The sequence below is a fragment of the Halomonas sp. HP20-15 genome (genome assembly GCF_033446685.1).
Classification (GTDB): domain Bacteria; phylum Pseudomonadota; class Gammaproteobacteria; order Pseudomonadales; family Halomonadaceae; genus Modicisalibacter.
This window is the reverse complement of sequence record NZ_JAWQLY010000007.1, coordinates 41,599-65,644: the sequence shown is the minus strand read 5'-3', so window position 1 is coordinate 65,644 and position 24,046 is coordinate 41,599. Positions and strand designations below refer to the sequence as shown.

The window sequence follows — 24,046 nt, the reverse complement described above, 5'->3', positions numbered from 1 at the left end:
TGACTTTTGCCTGATACACTGGTGCCCCGGCCACGGCCGGGGCACTCACGTTTATACGGACGATGGCCCGGGCCATCTTGGCCAAGGGACGGTTACTGCCTATGCGTTCGCGATTCTCGTTGTCCCCGGCATGGCTCGCCCTGTTGCTCGGCGTGGCACTGCTGGTCTGGCTGGCCTTCGGCGACATGCAGCGCTTTCGCCAACACCCCCCCGCCGAGCGAGCGGCCGCCCAGCCCAGCCTGCCGCGGATCGAGGTCGAGACCTCGCAGGCCCAGATGCATACCCCGCACGTCATCCTCCAGGGGCATCTCGAATCGCGCCAGGACGTCACCCTGCGCGCTCGCCGAGCCGGTGAGGTCACCGCCCTGCCGCAACCGCGGGGCGCCAACGTGGATGCCGGCGAGCGGCTCATCGAGATCGACCCCGGCGATCTGCCGGCACGGATCGAGCGCGCCGAAGCGCAGCTGGCGCTGAGCCGCTCGGAACTCTCAGGCGCGCAGAAGCTCAGCGGCCGCAACCTGGTTTCCGATAACGAATTGCTGCGCCTCAAGAGCGAGCTGGCACAGAGCCGCGCCGAGCTTGCCGGGTTGCGTGAATCGCTCGCCGACACGCACCTAGAGGCGCCCTTCGCCGGTGTGCTCGACCGGCTCGAGGTCGACCTCGGCGACTATCTGCAAGCCGGCGAGGAGATCGGCCTGCTGGTCGATATCGCTCAGCTCAAGGCCAGGTCGTGGCTGCCCCAGCGCCGCGCCGATGAGGTCCGCGAAGGCATGCCGGTCACCGTCACGCTGCTCGACGGACGCACCCTCGAGGGCCAGGTCAGCTTCCTCGCCAGGAGTGCCGAGGACGCCACCCGCAGCTATCCGCTCGAAGTCAGCGTGGCCAACCCGCAGCGCCTGCGTATCGCCGGAGGTAGCGCGACGCTCGACGTTGCCCTGGCCGAAAGGCCGGCACACCGCATCTCGCCGGCCCTGCTGGTGCTCGATGAACGCGGCCGGATGGGCGTCAAGACCGTCTCGGACGACGCCAGGGTGCGCTTCATGCCGGTCGACATCATCAGCGCCGATGCCGAGCAGGCCTGGGTCGGCGGCCTGCCCGACGAGGTGCGCTTGGTCACCCTGGGCGGCGGTTTCGTCGAAGCCGGGCAGCGCGTCGAGGCGGTAGCGGCCGAGCAATCCACGGCCCAGCCCGCCTCAGCCGATTCGGGTAATCGCTGATGCGTGCGCTGATCGATGCCGCGCTGGATCGTTCGCGCACCACCCTGCTGCTGCTGGCGTTCCTGCTGCTGGCCGGTGGCCTCGCCTATCAGGCGATTCCCAAGGAAGCCAATCCCGACGTCGCGATTCCCATGATCTACGTCTCGATGACCCTCGAGGGGGTCAGCCCCGAGGATGCCGAGCGCCTGCTGGTGCGCCCCATGGAGCAGGAACTGCGCGCCATCGAGGGTATCGAAAAGATGACCGCCCAGGCCAGCGAGGGCTTCGCCTCGATCACCCTGGAGTTCGACGCCGGTTTCGATCCCCGCCAGGCGCTGGCCGACGTGCGCGAGAAGGTCGACATCGCGCGCAGCTCCCTACCCGAACAAGCCGAAGAGCCGCGCGTCATGGAAGTCAACGTGTCGCGCTTCCCGGTGCTCTCGGTGGGCCTGTCGGGACCGCTGTCCGCCGCCGAGCTGATGACCGCGGCACGCGGCCTGAAGGACGCCATCGAGAGCATCCCCCAGGTGCTCGAGGTCGACATCGCCGGCGAACGCGAGCACCTGATGGAGATCGTCGTCGACCCGCTGGTCCTCGACAGCTACGGCATCGACTTCGACACCCTGTTCAACTTGGTCTCGCGCAACAACCAACTGGTCGCCGCGGGCAGCATCGACAACGGCGCCGGTCGCCTGGCGATCAAGGTGCCCGGGGTGATCGAGAACCTCGACGACCTGCTCGGCATGCCGGTCAAGGTCGACGGCAATCGGGTGGTCACCTTCGGCGACGTCGCCACCATCCACCGCACCTTCAAGGACCCCGCCGGCTACGCGCGCATCAACGGCCAGCCGGCGATGGTGCTGGAAATCTCCAAGCGCACCGGCGCCAACATCATCGCCACCATCGACGCCGTCAAGGCGCTGCTCGCCGAGGCCGAGCCGCAACTGCCCGAAACCCTCGACGTGCGCATCATTATGGACGAGTCGACCACCGTCGATCGCTTGCTCGACGACCTGCTCAACAACGTGCTGACCGCGGTGGTGCTGGTACTGATCGTGATCCTGGCGACCATGGGGCTGCGCTCGGCGCTGCTCGTCGGGCTGACCATCCCCGGCGCCTTCCTGACCGGCATCCTGCTGATCTGGGCGGTCGGCTACACCCTCAACATCGTGGTGCTGTTCGCGCTGATCCTGGTCGCCGGCATGCTGGTCGACGGCGCCATCGTGGTCGCCGAACAGGCCGACCACAACCTCGCCGGGGGCCAGCCGGCACGCGCCGCCTGGGCCGGCGCGGCGGGGCGCATGGCCTGGCCGGTGATCACCTCCACCACCACCACCCTGGCGGTGTTCATGCCGCTGCTGTTCTGGCCCGGGGTGGTCGGCGAATTCATGAAATATCTGCCGGCCACGGTGATACTGTGCCTGCTCGCCTCGCTGGCCATGGCACTGGTGTTCCTGCCCACGCTGGGCCACCTGCTGCGTCGCGGGCGCCCCGCCGGCGGTACCCGGACCAGCGCCGGTGGGCGGCTCTACCGTCGGGTGCTCGCACGTCTGTTGCGCCACCCGGCGCTGACGCTCACCGGCGCGCTGCTGCTGATGGCGCTGGTCTACGTCGGCTACGCGCGATTCAACCACGGCGTCGAGTTCTTCCCCGCGGTGGAGCCCGACAGTGCCCAGATACTGGTCCATGCGCGCGGCGACCTATCGATCGCCGAAAAGGATGCGGTGGTCCAGCGCGTCGAACGGCGCGTCGCCGGGATGGCCGAGATCAAGGCGCTCTACGCACGCTCCTTCGCGATTCCCGACGGCCAGCTCGGTGCCGACGTGATCGGCCAGTTGACCTTCCAGCTGATCGATTGGAATCAACGCCGCCCGGCGAGCCGGATTCTCGCCGAGATGGCCGAACGCACCGCCGACCTGCCCGGCGTGCGCCTGGAATTCCGCGAACAGGAGCAGGGCCCGACCAGCGGCAAGCCGATCCAGATCGAGCTCACCGCGCGTCAGCCGGCGGCGATCGAACGCGCGATCGAGCAACTGCGCGCGGCCATGCACGAACTCGGCGGTTTCCGCGACATCGAGGACAATCGCAGTCTGCCAGGTGTCGAGTGGCGGCTGCGCGTCGATCGCGAGGCCGCGGCACGCTTCGACGCCGACGTCGCCACCGTCAGCAGCGCGGTGCAGCTGGTCACCAACGGCCTGCAGCTCGCCACCTACCGTCCGCCCGACGCCGATGACGAGGTCGACATCCGGGTGCGCCTGCCCGGGGCGTGGCGCAGCCTCGACCAGCTGCGCCGATTGACCGTCACCACCACGCGCGGCCAGGTGCCGATCAGCCAGTTCGTGCGCCTGGAGCCGGCGCCCAAGGTCGGCACCCTGCACCGCGTCGACGGTCGCCGCGCGCTGACCCTGGAAGCCGACGTCGCCCCCGGCTTCCAAGTCGACGAACGCCTGCGTGCGCTCGGCTCGGCGCTCGACTCGCTTCCCGAGGGAGTGCGCTACAGCTTCGCCGGCGAGCAGCAGGACCAGGCCGAGACCAGCCGCTTTCTGGGCATGGCCTTCGGCGTAGCGATCTTCATGATGACGATCATCCTGGTCACCCAGTTCAACAGCCTGTACCAGACCGGTCTGGTACTCTCGGCGATCGTCTTCTCCACCGCCGGCGTGCTGCTCGGCCTGCTGCTCAATGCGCAGCCGTTCGGCATCGTCATGGTGGGCATGGGCATCATCGCCCTGGCGGGGATCGTGGTGAACAACAATATCGTGCTGATCGACACCTACAATCAGTTGCTGAATGACGGCCTCGATGCCTTCAACGCCGCGCTCGAAGCCGGCTGCCGGCGCCTGCGGCCGGTACTGTTGACCGCCATCACCACGGTGCTCGGACTGTTGCCGATGGTGCTGAGCGTCAACGTCGACCTGCTCACGCCCAGTCTGGGCTTCAGCGCACCCTCGACCCAGTGGTGGACCCAACTGTCCAGCGCGATCGCCGGCGGGCTGGGTTTCGCCACCGGCCTGACCCTGCTGCTGACGCCGTGCATGCTCTACCTCGGCGCCCGCATCGGAGCGCGACTGCGCGGCCGGCACAGATCGAGGCAAGGGTCATGACGCGAAAGGCCCCGTCGGCGCTTCGTCGACGGGGCCTTTCTGAATAGTGCTCGGTAACCGGCGAGTCGGGCTTGATGCATGCGCTCTGAGCACACCGGCTCAGTAAGTGGCGCTGGGGGCAACCTCTGGGGCCGGCGGCGGCGTATGCGCGGCGTGCAGGCGGCTGATCAACTGATCCTCGAGCGTAAAACGCTCGGTCAACGCCTTGCGCAGGCGATCCATCCAGGCCGGCAGGCGGAACAGGTAGTGCTGGCAGCGCGTCGGCGTGGAGTAGTCCTCGTCGAACTCGAGCACCATGGCGGTCGACATCTCAAGGCGCTGCAGCAGCTGTTCGGCGATCTTCAGCGCCTCATGGTCGTTGAACTGCTCCGCCTCTTCGCGCAACTGCGGGTAGATCTCGAAATGCCCGGCGCTGATGTAATCCATCAGCAGTTCGCTGAAGCGGTCGATCTGTTCCTTGGTGATCACTTCGGGGTCCGCGTCGCAAGCTTCCTGGAGTTCCAGCATCGCGACCAGCATCTCGCGACGCTCTTCGAACCAGCGATCGATCAGTCGATGGACGCCACCCCAGCGCTCCTGAGCGGTCTTGCAATCTTCCAGCATTGTCCTGCCTCCATGCGTTCATGCAGCCTGCGGAAGCTCAGCGTCCCTCCTGGTCGCATGGCTGTCAATGCTGGATGCGGGATATTCGTCGGCTAGTCGCGACGTCTTCTTATAAAGCCGCGAGCAATCAATACGATGGGTACCAACGCCAGGACCAGGAATCCGACCAAAGTCCACTGTGGCAGGGTCACGCCCAGCCACACGCCCTCGACCGCGGCACATTCCCCCGAACCCGATAACACGCGTGAGAGAACGTCCCACATCGGCATGACTTCCATCATGTAGTCGAGCCCCGGCCCGCAACTGGGCACCTGGTCGGCCGGCAGCGACTGCAGCCAGACGTGACGCCCGGCCACGGCAATGCCGCCGGCGACCGCCACCAGTCCCAGCAGGCCGTAGACGCCGCCGCCCCAGCCGCGCGGGTTGTGGATCGCCGCGACCAGGAAGACCAGCGCCGCGGCGATGACCGCGATGCGCTGGAAGATACACAGCGGGCACGGCTCGAGCCCCACCACGTATTGCAGCGCCAGCGCCACCGCCATCATCAGCGCACAGAAGGCCAGGCCGGCCAGGCTCCAGTGACGAACCGTCATTCGCCGCGTCCACGTTCCGCTCAAGCTAGCCGCCATTCATGCGCTCCCGTCAGTGAATGCCAATCCCACAAAAGCTCGGGCCCGACTGGCGGGCCCGAATGAATCGTTCAGACTGCCGACGCGGGCCGCGGTTCCCGGGCGCGCGCGAAATAGGCCTCGAGGAAAGCCTCGAAGCTCTCGCGGTCGTCGGCCTCGATGTCGTCCTGCTGTTGATGCGAGGTCTCGCTGAGCTGGCTGAACAGCCCCTCGCGGGCAGGATCCATCGGCTCGCTGCGAAAACGCGTGGCCTGCTCGCCGGCCAGTTCGAGCATGTAGTCGACGAACTCGCCGCCACTTTGCTGGAGCACCTCGAGCAAGCGCGCGGAGGGCGTGCGCTCAGGCTGGCGCAGCAAGGGGGCCAGGCTGTCGAGCGCCGTGGCATGCGCCTGCGAGGACTCGATGGTGTCGAGCAGGCCGGCCACCTCGCGCAGTTCGTCGAAGAGGGCCTCGGCACGACGCGCCAGCTGCTCTTCGCGGGCATCGATGGCCAGCGTGAGCGAGGGATCGCGGCCACGCTCGACCACCGCCTGGCGGTTGTCGTCGAGCCGGTCGCACTCCTCGTCGGGGATCCACGGGCTGCCGGCGAGCAGGCACCACATCAGGAAGGTATCGAGAAAGCGCATCTGCGTCTCGTCGATACCCAGCGGCAGGAACGGGTTGAGATCGAGACAGCGCACCTCGATGTATTCCACGCCCCGCGCCTCGAGCGCCTGGGTGGGGGTCTCGTCATGACGCGCCACACGCTTGGGGCGGATATCGCTGTAGTACTCGTTCTCGATCTGCAGGATGTTGGCGTTGAGCTGACGCCACTCGCCTCCCTCGTTGACGCCCAGGCGCTGGTAGGCCGGCCATGGGGTACTGATGGCGTGGCGCAGGGTACCGACGTAGTTGGACAGCGAATTGAAACAGATCTTGAGCTGCGCCTGGACCTTGTTCTGATAGCCCAGATCGGACATCCGCAGGCTCGTTGCATACGGCGACACCAGGGTATCGCGGGCATGAGTCTTGAGCTTGTCGGGCACCGCGCCGGTCAGGAAGCTGCGGTCGAGCGCCGGCGAGGCACCGAACAGGTACAGCAACAACCAGCTGTTGCGCCGGAAGTTACGGATCATGTCGAAGTAGCGACCCGAGCGATAGCCGTTCAGCGGCTTGTCCTGCGCGCCCTCGAGCTCGCGCAGCAACGGCCAGAACTCCTCGGGCAGCGAGACGTTGTAGTGCACGCCGGCGATCGACTGCATGATCCGCCCGTAACGCACGTCCAGACCCTTGCGATACACCGACTTCATGGTGCCGACATTGGAACGCCCGTAGTCGGCGATCGGCACGCTGTCGTTGCCGGCGAGGCGGCCGGGCATGCTCGCCGGCCAGATCAGTTCGTCGTCCAGATAGCGATAGCTGAAGCGATGCAGGTCGGCGAGGAACGCCGTCGCGTCCTCGGGTCGGCAGTAGACCGGCGTGATGTATTCGAGCAGCGACTCGGAGTAATCGGTGGTGATGTGCGGGTGGGTCAGTTTCGACCCCAGCGCCCGGGGGTGCGGCGTCTGGGCGATCGCTCCCCGCCGGTCGACACGCAGGCCTTCCTTCTCGATGCCGCGGCGCAAACGACCCAGCCGCCCCTCGCGGGCCAATCCCTTGAGCCGCTCGACGGCCTTGACTAGTTGCTCGGACAAGTTGAACACCCCCGGTTACAGGCGATTCACCGTCGCTCACCGCGACGCTGGATGAAGGACAGATTATGGTGCCTGGCGCAGCCCTTTCAAGGCTAACGATCGACAGCGATGATTCAGCGCTTATTACGGGCCTTGAGCAGCGCCTCGCCCAGCGCCCCCATGCCACCGCTTCCGGCGCTACCGCCACCCTCCCGCTTATCCGGGGCACCGCCGCCACGGCGCGCGCCCTTGCCGCGGCGCTGGCCGTCGTTGTCCTGGCGCCGAGGCCCCCGGGCAGGCGCCGAGCCCTCCTCGGCCTGGGGTTCGTCGCTAAGGCGCATCGACAGACCGATCCGCGCACGCTCGATGTCCACGGCCATGACCTTGACCTTGACGATGTCGCCGGCCTTGACCACCTGCCGCGGATCGTCGACGAACTTCTCGGCCAGCGCCGAGATGTGCACCAATCCGTCCTGATGAACGCCGATGTCGACGAAGGCGCCAAAGTGGGTGACGTTGGTCACGCTGCCCTCGAGGATCATCCCCGGCTCGAGATCCTTGAGCGTTTCCACGCCCTCGCGGAACTCGGCGGCCTTGAATTCGGGGCGCGGGTCGCGGCCGGGCTTGTCGAGCTCCTTGAGGATGTCGGTCACCGTCGGCACGCCGAAGCTGTCGTCGACGTAGTCGGCGGGCTTGAGCGCTTTCAGAAAGGCGCTGTCGCCGATCAGGCTGGCCAGTTCCCGATCGCCGCGCTCGGCGATGCGCGCCACCACCGGGTAGGCCTCGGGGTGCACGGCACTGGCGTCGAGCGGGTTGTCGCCGTTCATGATGCGCAGAAAGCCGGCGCACTGCTCGAAGGTGCGCGGCCCCAGGCGACTGACCTCGAGCAGCTCGCGGCGATTGCGGAATGCGCCGTGCTCGTTGCGCCGCGCGACGATATTCTCGGCAAGCCCCGGGTTGAGCCCCGAGACCCGCGACAGTAGCGCCCCGGAGGCGGTATTCAAATCCACCCCCACGGCATTGACGCAATCCTCGATGACCGTTTCCAGGCTGCGCGAGAGCTGTACCTGGGATACATCGTGCTGGTACTGGCCGACACCGATCGACTTGGGCTCGATCTTGACCAGCTCGGCCAGCGGATCCTGGAGACGCCGGGCGATCGACACCGCGCCGCGGATGGTCACGTCGAGATCGGGCATCTCCCGCGCCGCCAGCTCGGAGGCCGAATACACCGAAGCTCCTGCCTCGCTGACCATCACCTTGGCGAGTCGGCGCGAGCCGTCCTGCGCGGCCAGGCGCTTGACCAGCTCGCCGGCGAGCTTGTCGGTCTCGCGGCTGGCAGTGCCGTTGCCGATCGCGATCAGGCTCACACCATGCTTGTCGGCCAGCCTGGCCAGCGTCGCCAGCGACTCGTCCCAGCGCTTGTGCGGCGCGTGCGGATAGATCACCGCCTGCTCGAGGTATTGTCCGGTGGCGTCGACCACCGCGACCTTGCAGCCGGTACGCAGCCCCGGGTCGATCGCCAGCGTCGCCTGCTGGCCGGCCGGCGCTGCGAGCAGCAGATCCTTGAGGTTGGCGGCGAAGACCCCGATCGCCTCCAGTTCGGCACGCTCGCGCAGCCGCCCCATCAGCTCGGTCTCGAGATGGGTGTAGAGCTTGACCCGCCAGGTCCAGCGCACCACCTCGCGCAGCCAGCGATCGGCCGCACGCCCGTGGTCTTCTACACCGACGTGGCGGGCGATCGCCACCTCGGCCGGGTGCACCGGCACCTCGTCCTCGCCGGGCAACTTGAGGCTCAGCGCCAGTACGCCTTCGTTGCGACCGCGAAACATCGCCAGCGCGCGATGCGAAGGCACCTTGGCGAGGCGCTCGTCATGTTCGAAATAATCGGAGAACTTGGCGCCCTCGCGCTGCTTGCCGTCGACCACCCGCGCGCGCAGCTCGCCCTCGTCCCACAGCCGATCGCGCAGCCGCCCGACCAGTTCGGCATCCTCGGCGAAGCGTTCCATGAGAATCTGCTTGGCGCCGTCCAGCGCCGCCTTGGCGTCCTCGATGGCCGGCGTGTCACCGTCCGCCGCCCGCAGATAGCCCTGGGCCTCGCTTTCGGGGTCCAGGGTGGGGTCGGCGAGCAGCGCATCGGCGAGCGGCTCGAGCCCGGCTTCGCGGGCGATCTGGGCCTTGGTGCGGCGCTTCTTCTTGTAGGGCAGGTAAAGGTCTTCCAGGCGCTGCTTGGTGTCGGCGTCCCGCACCTGGGCAGCCAGTGCGTCGGTCAACTTGCCCTGCTCGTCGATGCTGGCGAGCACCGCTGCACGGCGCTCCTCGAGTTCGCGCAGATAGCGCAGACGCTCCTCGAGTTCGCGCAGTTGGCCGTCGTCGAGGCCGCCGGTGGCCTCCTTGCGGTAGCGCGAGATGAACGGCACGGTGGCGCCGCCATCGAGCATTTCCACGGCGGCGGTAACCTGGTTGGGACGAACGGCGAGTTCCCCGGCGAGGCGGGCGATGATCTTGGCTTGGGCGTCCATGAAATCCTTGGCGGTCCAGCGGCAAAAAGTTCGCGACAAGGTATCACAAACGCCGTCGCTGCACCGCCCGTCAGGAGGCACTCGTCAGCTATCCTGGGCGGTTCCCCCGCGGCGGCGCTCCAGGGCGTTGCGATAGAGCGCGCCCAGACGGTACAGGCCATGCACGAACTTGCCGTAAGGCAGCGTGACGAACAGCGCCAGCACGATGCCCAGGTGAATCACCAGCAGCACGCCGAGCGCCGACGACTCGCGAAACAGCATCAGCACAAGGCCGCTCAGCGCGGTGAGCCACAACAGCGCGATAAAGGCCATGTCCATGCCCAGCTGGCGGCCGTCCCCGGTGTCCGGATCGCGCCTGAGCTTGAGATAGCAAAGCCCGGCCGGGCCCACAAGCAGGCCCAGCCCGCCGAGTATGCCGAACAGCTTGGGCAGACTGGCCAGCTCGTAGGGCGCCACCCAGCCAAACAGGTAATGATAGAAGGTAGCGGTGACGGTGGCCGCGAAACACAGCAGGAAGCCATAGGCCGTGAGGTGATGAAAGCGTCGCCGCCAATGGGAGTGATACTCGTCGGGATAGGTGCAACCGACGTCGCCCTGGCCGTGCAGATGGCGCAGCGACGCTGCCTCGCTCAGTGCGTCGCGCCAGGCACGGCGGTCGAACAGCGCCCCCCGACCTTCGCCGCTCTCGCGCCAGAAGCCGACGAACCCCATCGCCAGCGCCAGGACGACGAACAGCGCGACGCCGCCGAACAGCCCCGCCATGACGTTGTGCGGCAGCAGTGCGTAGAAATCGCCGCCGTGTTGCGTCCCGAGCAGTGCCGCCAGGCCGCCGTTGAGCGCGATGGCGACCAGCAGGATCAGCGTCATACCCAGCGCCAGGGCAATCGAGGAAACCAGTCCGTTGCGATCGAACAGCCGCGCCAGGGGCCTCGGCCAGGCGTATTCGCGATAGGAGGAAGCACGCAGCTTGGCCATCGACTTCGGCACGTTGACCGCGAACTCGTGGGGCGGCGCGTACTGGCAGGCGTAGAGACATTCGCTGCAGTTGTGGCACAGGTTGGCGAGGTAGTTGAGATCCTCGCGCGAGAAGGTCAGGCGCCGCTCCATGGCCGGAAAGACCGGACAGAAGCCTTCGCAGTAGCGGCACGCGTTGCACACCGTCATGTTGTGGCGCGCTTCGTCGATCAGGGTATCAATCTGCTGCATGGCTTTTCGCGTAGCCTCCTGCCTGTGTACCTGCGGTGCGCCCGAAGACCGTGCCGATGGTCATGCCGAACCCGGCCACGTAGCCCTGCCCCAGGATGTTGCCGGCCATGATTTCGCCGGCGAGGAAGACGTTGTCGGCGAGTTCGCCGCTGTCCATGTACATGCGCGCCTTGTCGTCGACTTCGGCACCCAAGTAGGTGAAGGTGATGCCGGTGCGCAGTGGGTAACCGTAGAAAGGCGGTGTATCGATGCGCTGCGCCCAGTGGGTCTTCTCCGGCGTGATGCCCTGGGTGCGGCAATCGTCGAGCACGCTATGATCGAAGGTGCCGGGCTGCACGGCGTCATTGAATTCGTCGACGGTGCGCTTAAGCGCCTCGACCGGCAGATCGAGCTTCGCCGCCAGTTCGCCGAGACTGTCGGCGCGCTCCGGCGGGAATACCGACGGCATGAAGCGGCCCTCGGCCTTGGCGTCGGTGATCGAGTAACCGATCTGGTCCGGCTGCTGGGCGATCAGCCGCCCCCAGATCGCGTAGCGCTTGGGCCAGAAATCCTCACCCTCGTCATAGAAGCGCTGACCCTCGCGGTTGACGACGATGCCCAGCGACACGCAGTCGACGCGGGTGACGATGCCGCCGTCGTACTTCGGCGCGCGGGCATCGATCGCCACGGCATGGCCCTGGGTCGGGTCGCCGATCGACTTGGCGCCGTTGTCGAGCAACGAGCGCAGCATCTTGCCCTGGTTGAAGCGCGTACCGCGGATCAGGAAGTTGCGCGACACCGGACCCCAGGCCTCCTCGAGCCACTCCTGATTGGATTCGAACCCGCCCGAGGCGACCACCACCGCCTTGGCGCTCACCCTCACCTGCTCGTCGCCCAGTCGCACCAGGGCATGGTCGAAACGCTTGCCGTCGAATACCAGTTGCTCGGCCTCAGCCTGATAGAGAATGGTCACCCCCAGCCGCTCGGCGGCCTTGTAGTAGGTATTGACCAGCGCCTTGCCACCGCCCAGAAAGAACGCGTTGGTGCGTCCCAGATGCAGGGTGCCGCCCAGCGACGGCTGAAAGCGCACGCCATAGCCCTTCATCCAGTCGGTGCAGGTCTCCGAGGCGCGAATCACGTGACGCGCCAGGGCCTCGTTGGTGTTGCCGCCGGTCACCCGCCAGACGTCCTCGAAGAACTCGCCCTCCAGGTAGGCGTCGGTCAGCACATCGGTGGGCGCCCGATGCATGCAGCGCAGGTTGCGCGTATGGCTGCTGTTGCCGCCACGCACCTCGCGCGGCGCACTCTCGAGCATCAACACGCTGGCGCCCTGCTCGCGTGCCGATAGCGCTGCGCACAAGGCGGCATTGCCGCCGCCTATCACCAGCACGTCATGACCGGTAAGCGCTTCCCGATCAATCGGCCGTCCGAGCGATGAGACGAACATCGAACACCTCCTCTAACTATTAAATACAACTGTATCCACTAGTGTTCAAAATGACAAGATGTGTATGGGCCATTATCATGACGCGACAAAGCGGCGATCAGACAGGCAGCTCCATGGCAGAAAGCAAATCACGCAAGTCCCCGGCAGCGTCCGCCAACGAGCGCGGCGAACCGCGCAGCGAACAGGCCTATCGGTATATCGTCGAGGCGATCAAGGAAGGCTCGCTGCGCCCCGGCACGCGCATCCGCGAAGTCGATCTGGCCGAGCGCACCGGGCTGAGCCGCACCCCGGTTCGCGAGGCGCTCAATCGCTTGCAGATGGAAGGGTTGGTCGCCAACGATCCGGCACGCGGCACGATCATCACCGAGCTAGACCACGGCATGGTCAGCGAGCTGTATGCCATGCGCGAAGTGCTCGAGGGCACCGCCGCCCGGCTGTCGGCACGCCACGCCTCCGACGTCGAGATCACTTTTCTGCGCGAGATCAGCGAGCGCGACGAGCAGTTCACCGAGACCCTCGACCTGGTCAAGAACAATAAGCTGTTCCACAGCACGCTGTACCGCTGCGCGCACAACCGCTACCTGCTGAAGATGCTGCATTCGCTGCAGGATTCGATGGTCCTGCTGGGACGCAGCACCCTGGCCAAGCCGGGGCGTCCCCAGACCGCACGCCAGGAGCATGCCGCCATCGTCACGGCGCTGGAAAACCGTGATCCCGACGCCGCCGAGCAGCATGCCCGCACGCATATCCGCGAAGCCTACAAGGTGCGTCTCGAGGCGTTCTTCGAGGGCGAGGGCTGATCAGGTGCGCAGTGCAAAGGGATCACGAAGCTCTTCGCCCAGATCGATCATCACGTTCTTGATGTCCAAGTACTCGTCCAGGGCGTGATGGCTGCGCTCGCGGCCGAAGCCGCTGGCCTTGACGCCGCCGAACGGCGCCTGTGCCGCCGAGGCGCGATAGGTGTTGACCCATACGCTGCCCACCCGCAGCCGCCCGGCCATCCGGTGGGCCCGCGCCAGATCGCGCGTCCAGACCCCGGCGACCAGTCCATAGTCGGTGCCGTTGGCGATCGCCACGGCCTCGTCCTCGCTATCGAACGGGATGATCGCCAGCACCGGGCCGAACACCTCCTCCCGGGCGAGTTCGCTATCGGGCGCCACGTCGGTGAAGACCGTCGGCTCGACGAAGCAACCGGCCTGCAATGCGGCGCTGTCCGGCGCCCGCCCGCCGACCTTGAGCGTCGCTCCGTCGCGCCTGGCCCGCTCGATGAACCCCAGCACGCGCGCATGCTGCGCGGGATTGGCTACCGGGCCCATCTCGGTCTCGTCGCGGCGCGGATCGCCGAGGCGGATCGCCGCGGCCCGCTGGCAGACCCGCTCGACCACCCGATCGTAGAGCCCGCGCTGGACCAGCAGCCGCGACCCGGCGATGCAGGTCTGCCCGGCGGCGGCGAAGATCCCCGCCACCGCACCGGTCACCGCCTGCTCCAGCGAGGCATCGTCGAAGACGATGTTGGCCGACTTGCCGCCCAGCTCCAGGGTCACCGGCTTGAGCGCATCGCCGGCCACGCGTGAAATCGCCCGGCCGGTCGCCGTACCGCCGGTGAAGCTGATCAGATCGATGCCGGCATGGCCGGTCAGTGCCGCCCCCACCTCGCCGCCACCGGTCACCACGTTGATCACCCCGGGCGGGAAGCCGGCCCGTTCGCACAGCGCGGCGAACTCGAGGGTGGTCACGCTGGCCACCTCCGAGGGCTTGACCACCACCGTGCAACCCGCCGCCAGGGCCGGCGCCAGCTTGTTGGCGAGGATCGCCATCGGCGAGTTCCACGAGGTCACCAGCGCAGCGACGCCACGCGGCTCGCGGGTGGTGTAATCGAGAAGCTCGGGACGATCGAGCGGCAGCGTCTCGCCGTGCAGCTTGTCGGCCCAGCCCGCGAAGTAGCGGTAGTTGCGTGCCGCGAAGCGCATCTGCACACGGGTCTCGCGAATCACCTTGCCATTGTCGGTGGTCTCGAGTTGCGCCATGCGCTCGGCATCGGCTTCGAGCAGCTCGGCGAGGCGGTTGAGGTGCGTCGCTCGCAACAGGCCCGGCGAGCGACCCCAGCCGCCATCGAAGGCGCCGCGCGCGGCGGCCACCGCGGCGTCGACGTCGGCTGCGCTGGCCGCGGGGAGGCGTGCCCAAGTCGCCTGGTCGAAGGGATTGATGGCCGCGAAGCTGGCGTCGCCTTCGGCCGCTCGCCAGCTGTCACCGATACGCAACTTGTAGTCGTGGATACTCACGCACACCTCCGTCGTCAGTGAAACGGCGAGAAGAAATAGCCAGGCGGCCAGTCGAGGTTGAAGCCCTCGCCGAGCGCGATCAGGAACACAACCAGCAGGACGCTGCCGAGCAACGCCGCCCACCAGCGCAGCTTGCCGACGAAATAACCGAAGGCTGCGCAGAACAGCGCCGCCGAGATTACCAGCCCGATCAACGAGACGGCGACGTAGAGCGCGGCCAGCCACAGCAGGTAGGGCATGGTGCGTTTAAGCTTGTCGCCGAACAGCGGCTCACCGTGCTCGGTGGCGGGCTTGTGCCGCGACCGGCGCACGGTCTGCACGAACTCGATCACCAGCAGTAGCAGGGCCGTCCCGGCAACCACCTGCGGCATCAAACGCGCCGTGAACGGATAGTCCATCGCCGCCCAGAGCATGACCACGAGAATCACGGCGATGATCGCCATGAACACCAGTTCTTCCAGTAGACGACGGGACATCACGAGGCCTCCCGAGTCTGGCTCTTGCCCTTGACGCGCGCCCCGGCGAACAAGATCGCGATGGATACCAGGCCGATCACGATGACGATCGGATCGGCCAGCCACGACCAGCCATAGCGCGAGGCCGAGATAGTCAGGTAGCGCTCGATGCTCGGCGCCAGCACGAAGCCGATCAGCACCGGCGCGCGGGGCCAGTCGTAGGTCTTGAACAGCCAGCCGACCAGGCCGATCACGATGAACGCCACCAGATCCCCCCATTGGCGAGTGTTCTGATAGGCGCCGACCATCATCACGATGATCAAAAAAGGCGCGAACTTACTGGCCGGGATCATGCTCAGCCGAGCGATCGGCCGCGACAGCAGGAAACACGCCAGCGCGCCGACGACGTTGGCCAGCGCCAGCGTCCAGACCACCGTCAGGGTGACCGGCAGGTTGGAAGTCAGCATCGACGGTCCGGGCTGGATGCCCAGCAGGATCAAGCCGCCCAGCAGCACCGCCGTGGTGCCGCTACCCGGGATGCCGAACAGCAGGGTGGGGATCAGCGCCCCGCCCTCCTTGGCGTTGTTGGAGCTCTCCGGCGCGATGACGCCACGAATCTCGCCCTGGCCGAAGCGGCTCTTGTCCTTGGTGGTATGCATCGCCTGGCCGTAGGACAGCCAGTCCACTACCGAGCCGCCGAGACCGGGGATGGCCCCCACCGCGACGCCCAGCGCCGACGAGCGCAGCACCAGCCAGCGGTGGGTGAAGGTCGCCTTGATGCCCGATTTCCAGCCTTCGGATAGCGTCTTCACCTTGGACACCGCCCGGTTCTCGGCCAGCAGATCGATGATTTCCGGTACCGCGAACAGCCCCATGGCGAGAATCGCCAGTGGCACGCCATCCATCAGATAGGTGCTGTCACCGACGAAGCGAAAGGTCACCGAGGCCGGCGCCGAGCCGAGCATCGCGATGAGAATGCCAAACAATGTCGCCAGGATGCCGCGAAACGGATACTTCCCCGCCAGCAGCCCGACCACGCACAGCCCCAGCACGGTCAGCATGAACAAGTGCGGCGACTTGAACGACAGGATCACCGGGCGTGCCACCGGCAGGATCAGGAACAGCACCAGCGCGCCGATCAGCCCACCGATCAACGAGGCACTGAAGGCCGCGCTGAGGGCCAGCCCTGCACGCCCCTGCTGGGCCAGCGGATAGCCGTCGAGGACCGTCGCCTGGGAGCCGGCCGAGCCGGGCACCCCGATCAGCACGCTGGGGAAGGTGTCGGCGGTGGCGATCACCGCGGCCATGCCGATCAGCATGGCAATGGCGGCGTAGGTGTCCATGCCGTAGACGAACGGCAGCAGCAGCGACATGCCGACCACCCCGCCCAGCCCCGGCAGGATACCGACGATCAGCCCCACGCTGACGCCCAGCAGCATGAACACCAGCCGCGAGGGATCGAGCACGATGGATAATGCTTCTAGCGCAGCTTCGAACACGGCAAGTGCTCCCTTCACGTGGCAGAAGACAGGAGAGAAGCCGGGGCTCTCTCCTGTCGAGACGCGTCACCGTCAAAGATTGGCGTCGTAGCGTTCACGGAAGGTCTTGCGCAGGAAGTCGAGCGCCTCTTCGGACACATCGAGCGTCGAGCTCATCGCCGTGTAGGCTTCCTCGCCGACCAGCCACTCGTAGGGCCCGTTGGTGGCTTCGGACTCGGCGATGAACTCGGGATCCTGTCGCGCAGTGCGAAACGCTTGGCGAAGGTCCTCGATTGAGGCTTCGGGGGCGTCCTTCTTGGCCCACAACATCTTGATGCTGCCGGCCGAGAGCACCGCACGGTAGGCATCCCAGGCGAGTCCGGACGGCTTCTTGCCGTAACGCTTCTCGTAGACTTCGGCCACCGTCGGCAGCTCGGGGAACGCCGGGTCGCGCACCAGCTCACCCTTGGTGTTGATGACGCCCATGCTGAATAGCGGCACCGCGATGCCCTCGTCGACCAGCGGCTGGACATTCGAGGTGTAGGCACTGGTGGTCTGGAAATCGATATTGGTCTCGCCCTGCTCGAGTGCCAGGCGTGCCGGGCCACGGCTCTGGTAGCCGAAGATCGCCTGATGCGGCAGGTCGAGCAGGACGAAGGCCGCCAGCGCCGTGGAACCGATGGCCTGTGGCGAGACCTCGCCGTAGATCAAGTTGTCGGCTTCCCAAAGCTGTTGCGGGTCCTCGATACCCAGGTCGGAGCGCGCGTAGACGACCCCGCCCTGGGCCATGGCGGCGATCGGCGCGTAGTGACGGAAGTCGTAGCGCACGCCTTGGGAGCCGTACATGAAGGGGAATACCTGGCCGGCGCTCTGCAGCAGCACCGTGTAGCCGTCGCTGGCGGTGCGCAGCTCGAACTCGTTGGTGCCCTGAACGCCGCCTGCGCCCGGCCGGTTGACGACCTGGATGCTGGCGTCGTCGCCCAGGTAGGGCGGCAGTGTGGCGGCCACGAATCGGCCCCAGGTATCCGCCCCGCCGCCCGGCGACCAGGGCGTCAGGATCTCCAGCGTCTCGTCGTCGTAGAATCCGTTGAGTTCGGCTTGCTCGGCTTGCGCGGTCGCGGTCGTCGCCACTCCCAGCGACAGGCCAGCAGCAGCTAGCAGGATGGCCGCAAGGCGACCGGTACGAAGGCGTGCATCGTTATTCATGTTCTCGTCTCCAGAGCGGGAGTTTCCAGGTTTGCCCGGCACCCTCGCCCCGATGACTGACATTGGTTCATCGGTGTCGACACCGCTCAAAGAGTTGTCGAGACGGTGCGATGCGGGAGAAGGCCTTCCCAGGCGCGTTGTCATTGTGTACCTGAGTATGCAAATGGCTTCATTAATATGCAAGAGTGTTCTTCTAGTTTGAAAGCTTGCTATATTGCCAAGGCATTCATGGCTCGGGTAACGCTCAGACGGGAGGCGCCCGCCATCGGCAGTATCGGCAGGCAACCACTGACAACAATGGGACGTCGCGATGGATCTGAACATAAGCAATAAGGTGGCTCTGATTACCGGTGGCAGCGAAGGCATCGGCCTGGCCACGGCACGCGTCCTGGCCGCCGAGGGCGCACGGCTGGTGCTCGCCGCCCGCCGCGAGGCAACGCTGCAAAGTGCCGCCCGGGAGATCGAGGCGCTCGCCGGCCGGGCGCCGGTCATCGTCTCGGCCGACATGGCCGGCCCGGATGGCCCGGCACGGGCGGTGCAGGCGGCCATCGAGGCCTACGGCGAGCTGGATATCCTGATCAACAACGCCGGCAGCAGTGCCTCCGGCCCCTTTCTGGAATCCGACGATGCCCGCTGGCAGGCCGATTTCGAACTCAAGCTGATGGGCGCGATTCGCTGCATTCGGGCGGCGCTGCCCTATCTGAAGGCTTCCGCCGCGGCGGCGATCGTCAATATCACCACCGTCGCCGGCAAGGCGGCACCGGCGAACTCGCTGCCCACCTCGGCCACCCGTGCCGCCGGCATCGCCCTGACCAAGTCGCTGGCCCATGAGTTGGGCAACGCGGGAGTGCGCGTCAATACGGTGTGCATCGGCCGAGTTCGCTCGGCCCAGGTGGAACGCCGCTGGCAGCGCGAAGCCGCCGAGTTGAGCTGGGACGAATACTCGGCCAGACAGGGCCAGGCGATTCCGCTGGGGCGCCTCGGGAATGCCAGCGAGGTCGCCAACTGCATCGCCTTCCTGGCTTCGCCCTGCGCCTCGTACGTGACCGGCGCCAGCCTCAACGTCGACGGCGGACGCAGTCCCGTCGTCTGACTCAAACTCTCGAACAACAAGTCAGGAGCTTGCCATGCCCTCGGTTGCCCACACCCTGATCGAAGGCCTTCGCCGTGAAGGCATCACCCATATCTTCGGTATTCCCGGCACCCAGAACCTGCCGCTACTGGATGTGCTGCGCGGCACGCCGGACATTCGATTCATACTCACCCGCCACGAACAGGGCGCGGCCTTCATGGCCTACGGCTATGCCCGGGCCGGTCAGCGCCCCGCGGTGGTGACCGCCACCGAGGGGCCCGGCGTCACCAACATGGCGACGCCGTTCGGCGCGGCTTATCGCGGCAATGTACCGATCATCGGCATCAACGGTCTGCAGGAAGCCTGGCTACGCGAGAAGGACGCCAGTCAGGAGATGGACCAGATTAGTTTCTTCAAGCCCATCACCAAATGGGCCTATTCGATCAGCGGCCCGGAGAAGGCCCAGGAAGCCTTGCGCAAGGCATTTCGCGTAGCGCTGAGCGAGCCGCCCGGCCCGGTGCATCTCGAGGCGCCGTCGGACATCTATCTGGAAGAGGTCGAACAGGAAAACTGGCAGCCGGCGCAGTATCGCACCACCACGCTGCCCAGCGTGGACGCCGGCGTGCTCGACGAGATCGTCGCGCGCCTCGAACGTGCCGAGCGCCCGGTGATCCTGGCCGGCAGCGGGGTGCTCCGCGAGCGCGCCTGCGAGGCCCTCATCGCCTTCGCCGAGCGCCACGGGATCCCGGTCGCGCCGCTGCAGTTCAGCCCCGATGCGTTCCCCACGGCGCAACCGCTGGCGCTGGGGCCGCTGGGGCGCAACGGCTGGGAAAGCGCCAACCGGGCCGTCAAGCGCGCCGATCTGGTGCTCGCCGTGGGCGCGCGCATGGATCTTTTCTCGACCACCTTCAAGCACGGGCTGATCCAGGCCGACGCCACGCTGATCCATCACGCGGCCAGCGACGACCCCATCGGCACGGTGTTCCCGGTCGACGTGGCCGCCGTCGGCTCGACGCCGAGTTTGCTCGGCGGACTCACCCAGCGATTGGGCGAACGCCGCTGGGCGTGGCTCGACGTCGGCGCGGAAGTCGCGCAGTGGGAAGCGCAGCGCCAAGCGTTGATCGACGCCGACGCCGAGCCCATCCAACCGCCGTTCGTCGCCGACGTGCTGCGCCGCACCCTGCCCAAGGGCGGAATCATGGTGGTCGACGCCGGTAACGCCGGCAAGCACGCACGCATGCACTTCGTCAGCCATGCCCCGGACACCTACATGTTCATCGACAACTGGGCCGCGGTGGGCGCCGGCTTTCCCACCGCCATCGGCGCGGCGCTGGCCCGCCCCGACGTGCCGGTGCTGGCGGTCCAGGGAGACATGGGCTTCATGTGCAACATCGGCGAGCTGGAAACCGCCGTGCGCGAGAAGATCAAGCTGGTCGCGGTGGTCTTCAACGACCAGGGGCTGGGCAACGAGCGTGCCTTCCAAAACGCCCATTACGGCGGCCGGCACTTCGCGGTCGACTATCGCAACCCGGACTTCGGCGAACTGGCCCGGGTGTTCGGCGCGCATGGCGAGACGGTGACCCGCCCCGCCGACCTCGAGGCCGCCATGCAGCGCGCCTTCGCCGCCGAGGGGCCGGCCGTGGTCGACGTGATGATCGACCAGAACCACCTGGCCCCCGTGCTCTTCGAGGCTTGAGGCCAGCGTGCAAGAGACACCGCCCGACAAGCCCGACGCCGCAGCGATCCGCAACCTGGTGCTGGTCTGCATCGGCCTGACCAGCGTCTTCGTCGCCCAGACCATGCTATTGCTGGCGGTGCCGCTGCGCGCGCTGGAGATGGGTGCCAGCCCCGCGATGGTCGGGCTGGTGCTCTCGGCGCCCTACCTGTTGCCGCTGATGTTCGCGATCCCCCTCGGCGGCATCGTGACGCGCGTCGGCGCCCAGAAGGTCACCCTGCTGGGCGCCTGCGGCATGCTCGCCGGCCCCTGGCTGACGCTGCTGATCCCGGGTTTCGCCGGTCTGCTCGCCACTCAGTTGACCATTGGCATGGCACATGTGGTGATGGTCATCGCGGCACAATCGATCGTCGCCTCGCTGGGGCGCGGTCGGCAGCTCGAGCGCTATTTCGGCTGGTACACCATGTGCCTGTCGGGTGGCCAACTCATCGGTCCGCTGCTCGCCGGCCGGTTGGTCGATACCCAGCCGATGGCCAGCGTGTTCATGGTGATCGGCACGATACCGCTGATTGCCGTGGCCGCCTCCCTGCTGTTCGTCGGCGATTCGCGCAAGGGGCACGCGGCGCCCCGGGCCTTGCTCGGCTATCGCGCCCAGGCTTCGTTGCTGCGCGACAATATCGGCGTCAAGATGTCGCTCGCAGTGACCGTCGCGGTGCTCTTCGCACTCGGCGCCCATGCCGCCTTCCTACCCGTCTATCTCGAGAGCATCGCCCTATCGGCGACCGCGATCGGCGTGCTGATCAGTCTGCGCGCCCTGTGCGCGATGCTGATTCGTCCGTTCATGCCCGGCGTCATCCAGGCCCTGGGCGGCCGATCCAGGACGATGATCGCCTCGGTGGCGGCCGTCGCCCTGGGCATGATGTGGACCGGCTCCACCGGGAGCGTCGGCCTGCTGGCCTTTTATGCCGTGTTGGTCGGGCTGGGATCCGGCATCTCCCAGCCACTGTCGATGGTCGTACTGGCCGAGCACGTCTCCACCGAGCAACGCTCCAGCGCGCTGGGGATGAGGCTGATGGGCAACCGTGGCGCCCAGGTCCTGGCACCTTTGCTGCTGGGATTCATTGCCGAATGGCTGGGATTTGCGCTGGCCTTTTTGCTCTGCGGAGCGATACTGCTTTGTCTGCTGACATTGGTGATCCGCCTGGCACCCGGCTTCGACCGCGCCGAGCGCGAAGCCACATAGTGTCCATCCGGCTAAGGAGAATCGTATGTCCGAGCACACTCCCCTGCATCCCGACTGGCCGGTCGTGATCCTCGACGACTTCGACGATGTCTGCGCCCGATCGCCGGCGGTCGAGGCGTTGCAGCGCGATTTTCCCGTTACCGTCCATCGTCAGCACCTGGAGGGCACGGCACGGCAGAGTGCCCTTCGTCAGGCCCGTATCGTAGTTGCCCTGCGCGAGCGCTCGGCGATCGACCAGCGCTTCCTCGAGGCCGCCCCGAAGCTCGAACTCCTGGCGCAGACGGGAACCGGCCTCAACCACGTCGACGTACCGCGGGTGCACGAACGCGGCATCGCCATCGCCACCACCCCGGGTGGTTCGGTCGATGCCGTGGCCGAGCTGGTCATCGGCCTGATGCTGGCCTTCGATCACCGCATCGTCGCGGGCAACCGCAGCGTCGCAAGCGGTGACTGGGCAAGCCAGTTGGGTCGCGAGGCGAGTGGCCAGACGCTCGGTCTGGTCGGCTTCGGGGCGATCGCCCGAGCCGTCGCCCCACGCGCCCAGGCGCTGGGCATGCAGGTCAAGGCCTGGGGCCGCTCGCTCGAGCCGGCGCAGGCCCGGCAGTTCGACGTCGAGGCCATGCCCAGCGTCGAAGCGCTGCTCGAGGCCGCCGACGTCGTCAGCCTGCACCTGCGCTTGACGCCCGAAACCCGGGGTTTCCTGGATGCGCGGCGGATCGCGGCAATCCGTTCCGGGGCGCTGCTCGTCAATACCGCACGCGGGGCGCTGCTCGATCAGCACGCGCTGCTCGACGCCCTGCAGGCCGGACGCCTGCGGGGCGCCGCGCTGGACGTCACCGATCCCGAGCCACTACCCGCCGGCCATCCGCTGCTGTCGCGCGAGGACGTGCTGATCACCCCGCACATGGGCTGGACGACTCGCGGCACCTACGAACGTTTTCTGTCGGATGTCGGTGACAACATCCGCGCCTTCGTCGACGGCCAGCCGCGGCGTCTGGTCGATGGCTGACTGAGCAGGACTCGCGCGTTCAACGCCTCGGCTCGCCATCGTCCCAGAATGGCCGGCTGGCTTCGCGCTCGATATCGGCCCGGGTCAGGCCGATATCCTTGAGCGTGGCATCGCTCAGCGACCACAGCTGGTGACGTTCTCGATGCAGCTGCTGCCAGCGACGCAGGCGCCGGTCCAGACGCCGAAGCCAGCTCGCCGAGCCCGCCTTCGTGTCCGTGCCCTGACGATCGACGTCATGAGTGAAGTGCAACCCCCCATTGAACAGTGCCATGACAACGCCCTCCGCTCTTCGACTGTACTGTGATGGAAGCAGTGTCGCGGGCGGGCTAAAATCAATCCAACGAATGTTTTTGATGTACTCCATCAACCTGGGTGATGAAAAGCCATGTTGCAGACTATCGATCACGAACTGTTGCGGACCTTCGTCGCGATTGCCGACCACGGCGGTTTCACGCGTGCCGCCCAGGCGGTCAATCGCACCCAGTCCGCGGTCAGCATGCAGATCAAGCGCCTCGAGGAGGATGTGATCCAGCGACCGCTGTTTCAGCGCGAGGGCCGCCAGATGCGCCTGACCAGCGAAGGCGCCACCCTGCTCGGCTACGCCCGGCGCATCCTCGAACTGCATGGCGAGGCATTGAACACGCTGCGCCAGCCCGACATGGTCGGGCGGGTGCGCATCGGCGTGCCCGACGACTACGTGATGCGCTATCTGCCCGGCATCCTCAAGTCGTTCTCGCAGAGTTGGCCGCTGGTGGATGTCGAGGTGCACTGCGCGCCCTCTTCCGAACTGCTGAGTCGCCAGCCGGGCAGCCTCGATCTGAGCATCGTGACCCGCGAGGTCGGCCACGAGATCGGCGAGATCCTGCGGCAGGACGAAACGGTCTGGGTGATCGCCGAAAGCCACGCGCCGCATGAACAATCGCCGCTGCCGCTGGCGCTGTTCGAGGAGCCCTGCTTCTGCCGCAGCCATGCCTGCAACGCGCTGACCATGGCCGGGCGCCAGTATCGGATCGCCTACTCGAGCCCCAGCCTGGCCACGCTGCAGGCCGTGGTGGGTGCCGGGCTGGCGGTCTCGGCATGGATGAGGAGCCTGGTCACGCCGGACATGCGCATCCTCGGCGAGGCGGATGGCTTCCCGCCGCTGCCCGACTCGTCGATCGTGCTGCTGCGCGCGCCGGGGGCGAACTCGCCGGTGGTCGAGGGCCTGGCCCGACATATCGTCGAGGGCTTCAGGAGCTGAAACGGAGCCCACCAGGCCTCGAACGTAAACAAACGTGACAGTTTCCGC

The 24,046-nt window shown here is 66.9% G+C and carries 19 protein-coding genes; 8 read left to right on the top strand and 11 right to left on the bottom strand.

Annotated elements, in window-relative coordinates:
- The first annotated feature begins 101 nt into the window (after positions 1-101).
- Together R6258_RS10795 and R6258_RS10790 are read left to right on the top strand one after the other, a co-directional pair.
- Positions 102-1,217, top strand: coding sequence for an efflux RND transporter periplasmic adaptor subunit (locus R6258_RS10795; RefSeq protein WP_318450079.1), 1,116 nt, complete (start codon positions 102-104; stop codon positions 1,215-1,217).
- Complete coding sequence (locus R6258_RS10790) at positions 1,217-4,300, top strand: efflux RND transporter permease subunit (protein ID WP_318450077.1); 3,084 nt, start codon at positions 1,217-1,219, stop codon at positions 4,298-4,300. Before R6258_RS10795 ends, R6258_RS10790 begins: the two co-directional genes overlap by 1 nt.
- A gap of 99 nt (positions 4,301-4,399) precedes the next feature.
- On the opposite strand, the gene rsd is transcribed toward R6258_RS10790, so the two are convergent.
- The 6 genes from rsd to tcuA form a co-directional block, all read right to left on the bottom strand.
- Positions 4,400-4,903 (bottom strand): sigma D regulator, encoded by a 504-nt coding sequence (gene rsd / locus R6258_RS10785; protein ID WP_318450075.1) that lies wholly within the window; start codon positions 4,901-4,903, stop codon positions 4,400-4,402.
- Positions 4,904-4,995: 92 nt separating this feature from the next.
- Positions 4,996-5,496: a disulfide bond formation protein B gene (locus R6258_RS10780; protein ID WP_318450073.1), complete on the bottom strand. Its 501-nt coding sequence runs from the start codon at positions 5,494-5,496 to the stop codon at positions 4,996-4,998.
- 107 nt (positions 5,497-5,603) lie between these two features.
- The gene (gene gshA / locus R6258_RS10775) at positions 5,604-7,205 is read right to left on the bottom strand and encodes a glutamate--cysteine ligase (protein ID WP_318450070.1); all 1,602 of its coding nucleotides are present in this window, start codon (positions 7,203-7,205) and stop codon (positions 5,604-5,606) included.
- Positions 7,206-7,318: 113 nt separating this feature from the next.
- Complete coding sequence (locus tag R6258_RS10770; protein ID WP_318450068.1) at positions 7,319-9,706, bottom strand: Tex family protein; 2,388 nt, start codon at positions 9,704-9,706, stop codon at positions 7,319-7,321.
- An 84-nt stretch (positions 9,707-9,790) separates the two neighbouring features.
- Positions 9,791-10,912: a tricarballylate utilization 4Fe-4S protein TcuB gene (gene tcuB / locus R6258_RS10765; RefSeq protein WP_318450066.1), complete on the bottom strand. Its 1,122-nt coding sequence runs from the start codon at positions 10,910-10,912 to the stop codon at positions 9,791-9,793.
- Positions 10,899-12,338, bottom strand: coding sequence for an FAD-dependent tricarballylate dehydrogenase TcuA (tcuA, locus tag R6258_RS10760; protein WP_318450064.1), 1,440 nt, complete (start codon positions 12,336-12,338; stop codon positions 10,899-10,901). Before tcuA ends, tcuB begins: the two co-directional genes overlap by 14 nt.
- A gap of 113 nt (positions 12,339-12,451) precedes the next feature.
- On the opposite strand from tcuA, the gene R6258_RS10755 reads away from it, so the two are divergent.
- Complete coding sequence (locus tag R6258_RS10755) at positions 12,452-13,138, top strand: GntR family transcriptional regulator (RefSeq protein ID WP_318450063.1); 687 nt, start codon at positions 12,452-12,454, stop codon at positions 13,136-13,138.
- Here the strand turns inward: R6258_RS10755 and R6258_RS10750 are convergent, their stop codons facing one another.
- The 4 genes from R6258_RS10750 to R6258_RS10735 all read right to left on the bottom strand — a co-directional run bounded on the left by R6258_RS10750 (position 13,139) and on the right by R6258_RS10735 (position 17,759).
- Positions 13,139-14,620: an aldehyde dehydrogenase gene (locus R6258_RS10750; RefSeq protein WP_318450062.1), complete on the bottom strand. Its 1,482-nt coding sequence runs from the start codon at positions 14,618-14,620 to the stop codon at positions 13,139-13,141.
- Between the two features lie 14 nt (positions 14,621-14,634).
- Positions 14,635-15,096 (bottom strand): tripartite tricarboxylate transporter TctB family protein, encoded by a 462-nt coding sequence (locus tag R6258_RS10745; RefSeq protein WP_318450060.1) that lies wholly within the window; start codon positions 15,094-15,096, stop codon positions 14,635-14,637.
- Entirely contained in the window at positions 15,096-16,574 is a 1,479-nt protein-coding gene (locus R6258_RS10740; RefSeq protein ID WP_318450058.1) for a tripartite tricarboxylate transporter permease, read from the bottom strand. The genes R6258_RS10745 and R6258_RS10740 overlap by 1 nt, the downstream gene beginning before the upstream one ends.
- A 72-nt stretch (positions 16,575-16,646) precedes the next feature.
- Positions 16,647-17,759, bottom strand: a complete 1,113-nt coding sequence (locus R6258_RS10735) for a Bug family tripartite tricarboxylate transporter substrate binding protein (protein ID WP_318450056.1) — start codon at positions 17,757-17,759, stop codon at positions 16,647-16,649.
- Between the two features lie 310 nt (positions 17,760-18,069).
- On the opposite strand from R6258_RS10735, the gene R6258_RS10730 reads away from it, so the two are divergent.
- Genes R6258_RS10730 through R6258_RS10715 form a run of 4 tightly spaced genes read left to right on the top strand, consistent with a single transcriptional unit; the run spans position 18,070 to position 22,758 of the window.
- Positions 18,070-18,852, top strand: coding sequence for an SDR family NAD(P)-dependent oxidoreductase (locus R6258_RS10730; protein ID WP_318450054.1), 783 nt, complete (start codon positions 18,070-18,072; stop codon positions 18,850-18,852).
- A 34-nt stretch (positions 18,853-18,886) separates the two neighbouring features.
- Complete coding sequence (locus R6258_RS10725; RefSeq protein ID WP_318450051.1) at positions 18,887-20,527, top strand: thiamine pyrophosphate-binding protein; 1,641 nt, start codon at positions 18,887-18,889, stop codon at positions 20,525-20,527.
- A 7-nt stretch (positions 20,528-20,534) separates the two neighbouring features.
- Entirely contained in the window at positions 20,535-21,749 is a 1,215-nt protein-coding gene (locus tag R6258_RS10720) for an MFS transporter (RefSeq protein WP_318450048.1), read from the top strand.
- A gap of 25 nt (positions 21,750-21,774) precedes the next feature.
- Complete coding sequence (locus R6258_RS10715) at positions 21,775-22,758, top strand: NAD(P)-dependent oxidoreductase (RefSeq protein WP_318450046.1); 984 nt, start codon at positions 21,775-21,777, stop codon at positions 22,756-22,758.
- A 19-nt stretch (positions 22,759-22,777) separates the two neighbouring features.
- Here R6258_RS10715 and R6258_RS10710 read toward each other — a convergent pair whose 3' ends face one another.
- A complete protein-coding gene (locus R6258_RS10710) occupies positions 22,778-23,029 on the bottom strand; it encodes a DUF1127 domain-containing protein (RefSeq protein ID WP_318450043.1) in 252 nt (83 codons plus the stop codon).
- A gap of 114 nt (positions 23,030-23,143) precedes the next feature.
- Here R6258_RS10710 and R6258_RS10705 point away from each other — a divergent pair, with 114 nt between their 5' ends.
- A complete protein-coding gene (locus R6258_RS10705) occupies positions 23,144-23,998 on the top strand; it encodes a LysR substrate-binding domain-containing protein (protein ID WP_318450042.1) in 855 nt (284 codons plus the stop codon).
- Positions 23,999-24,046 lie beyond the last annotated feature (48 nt).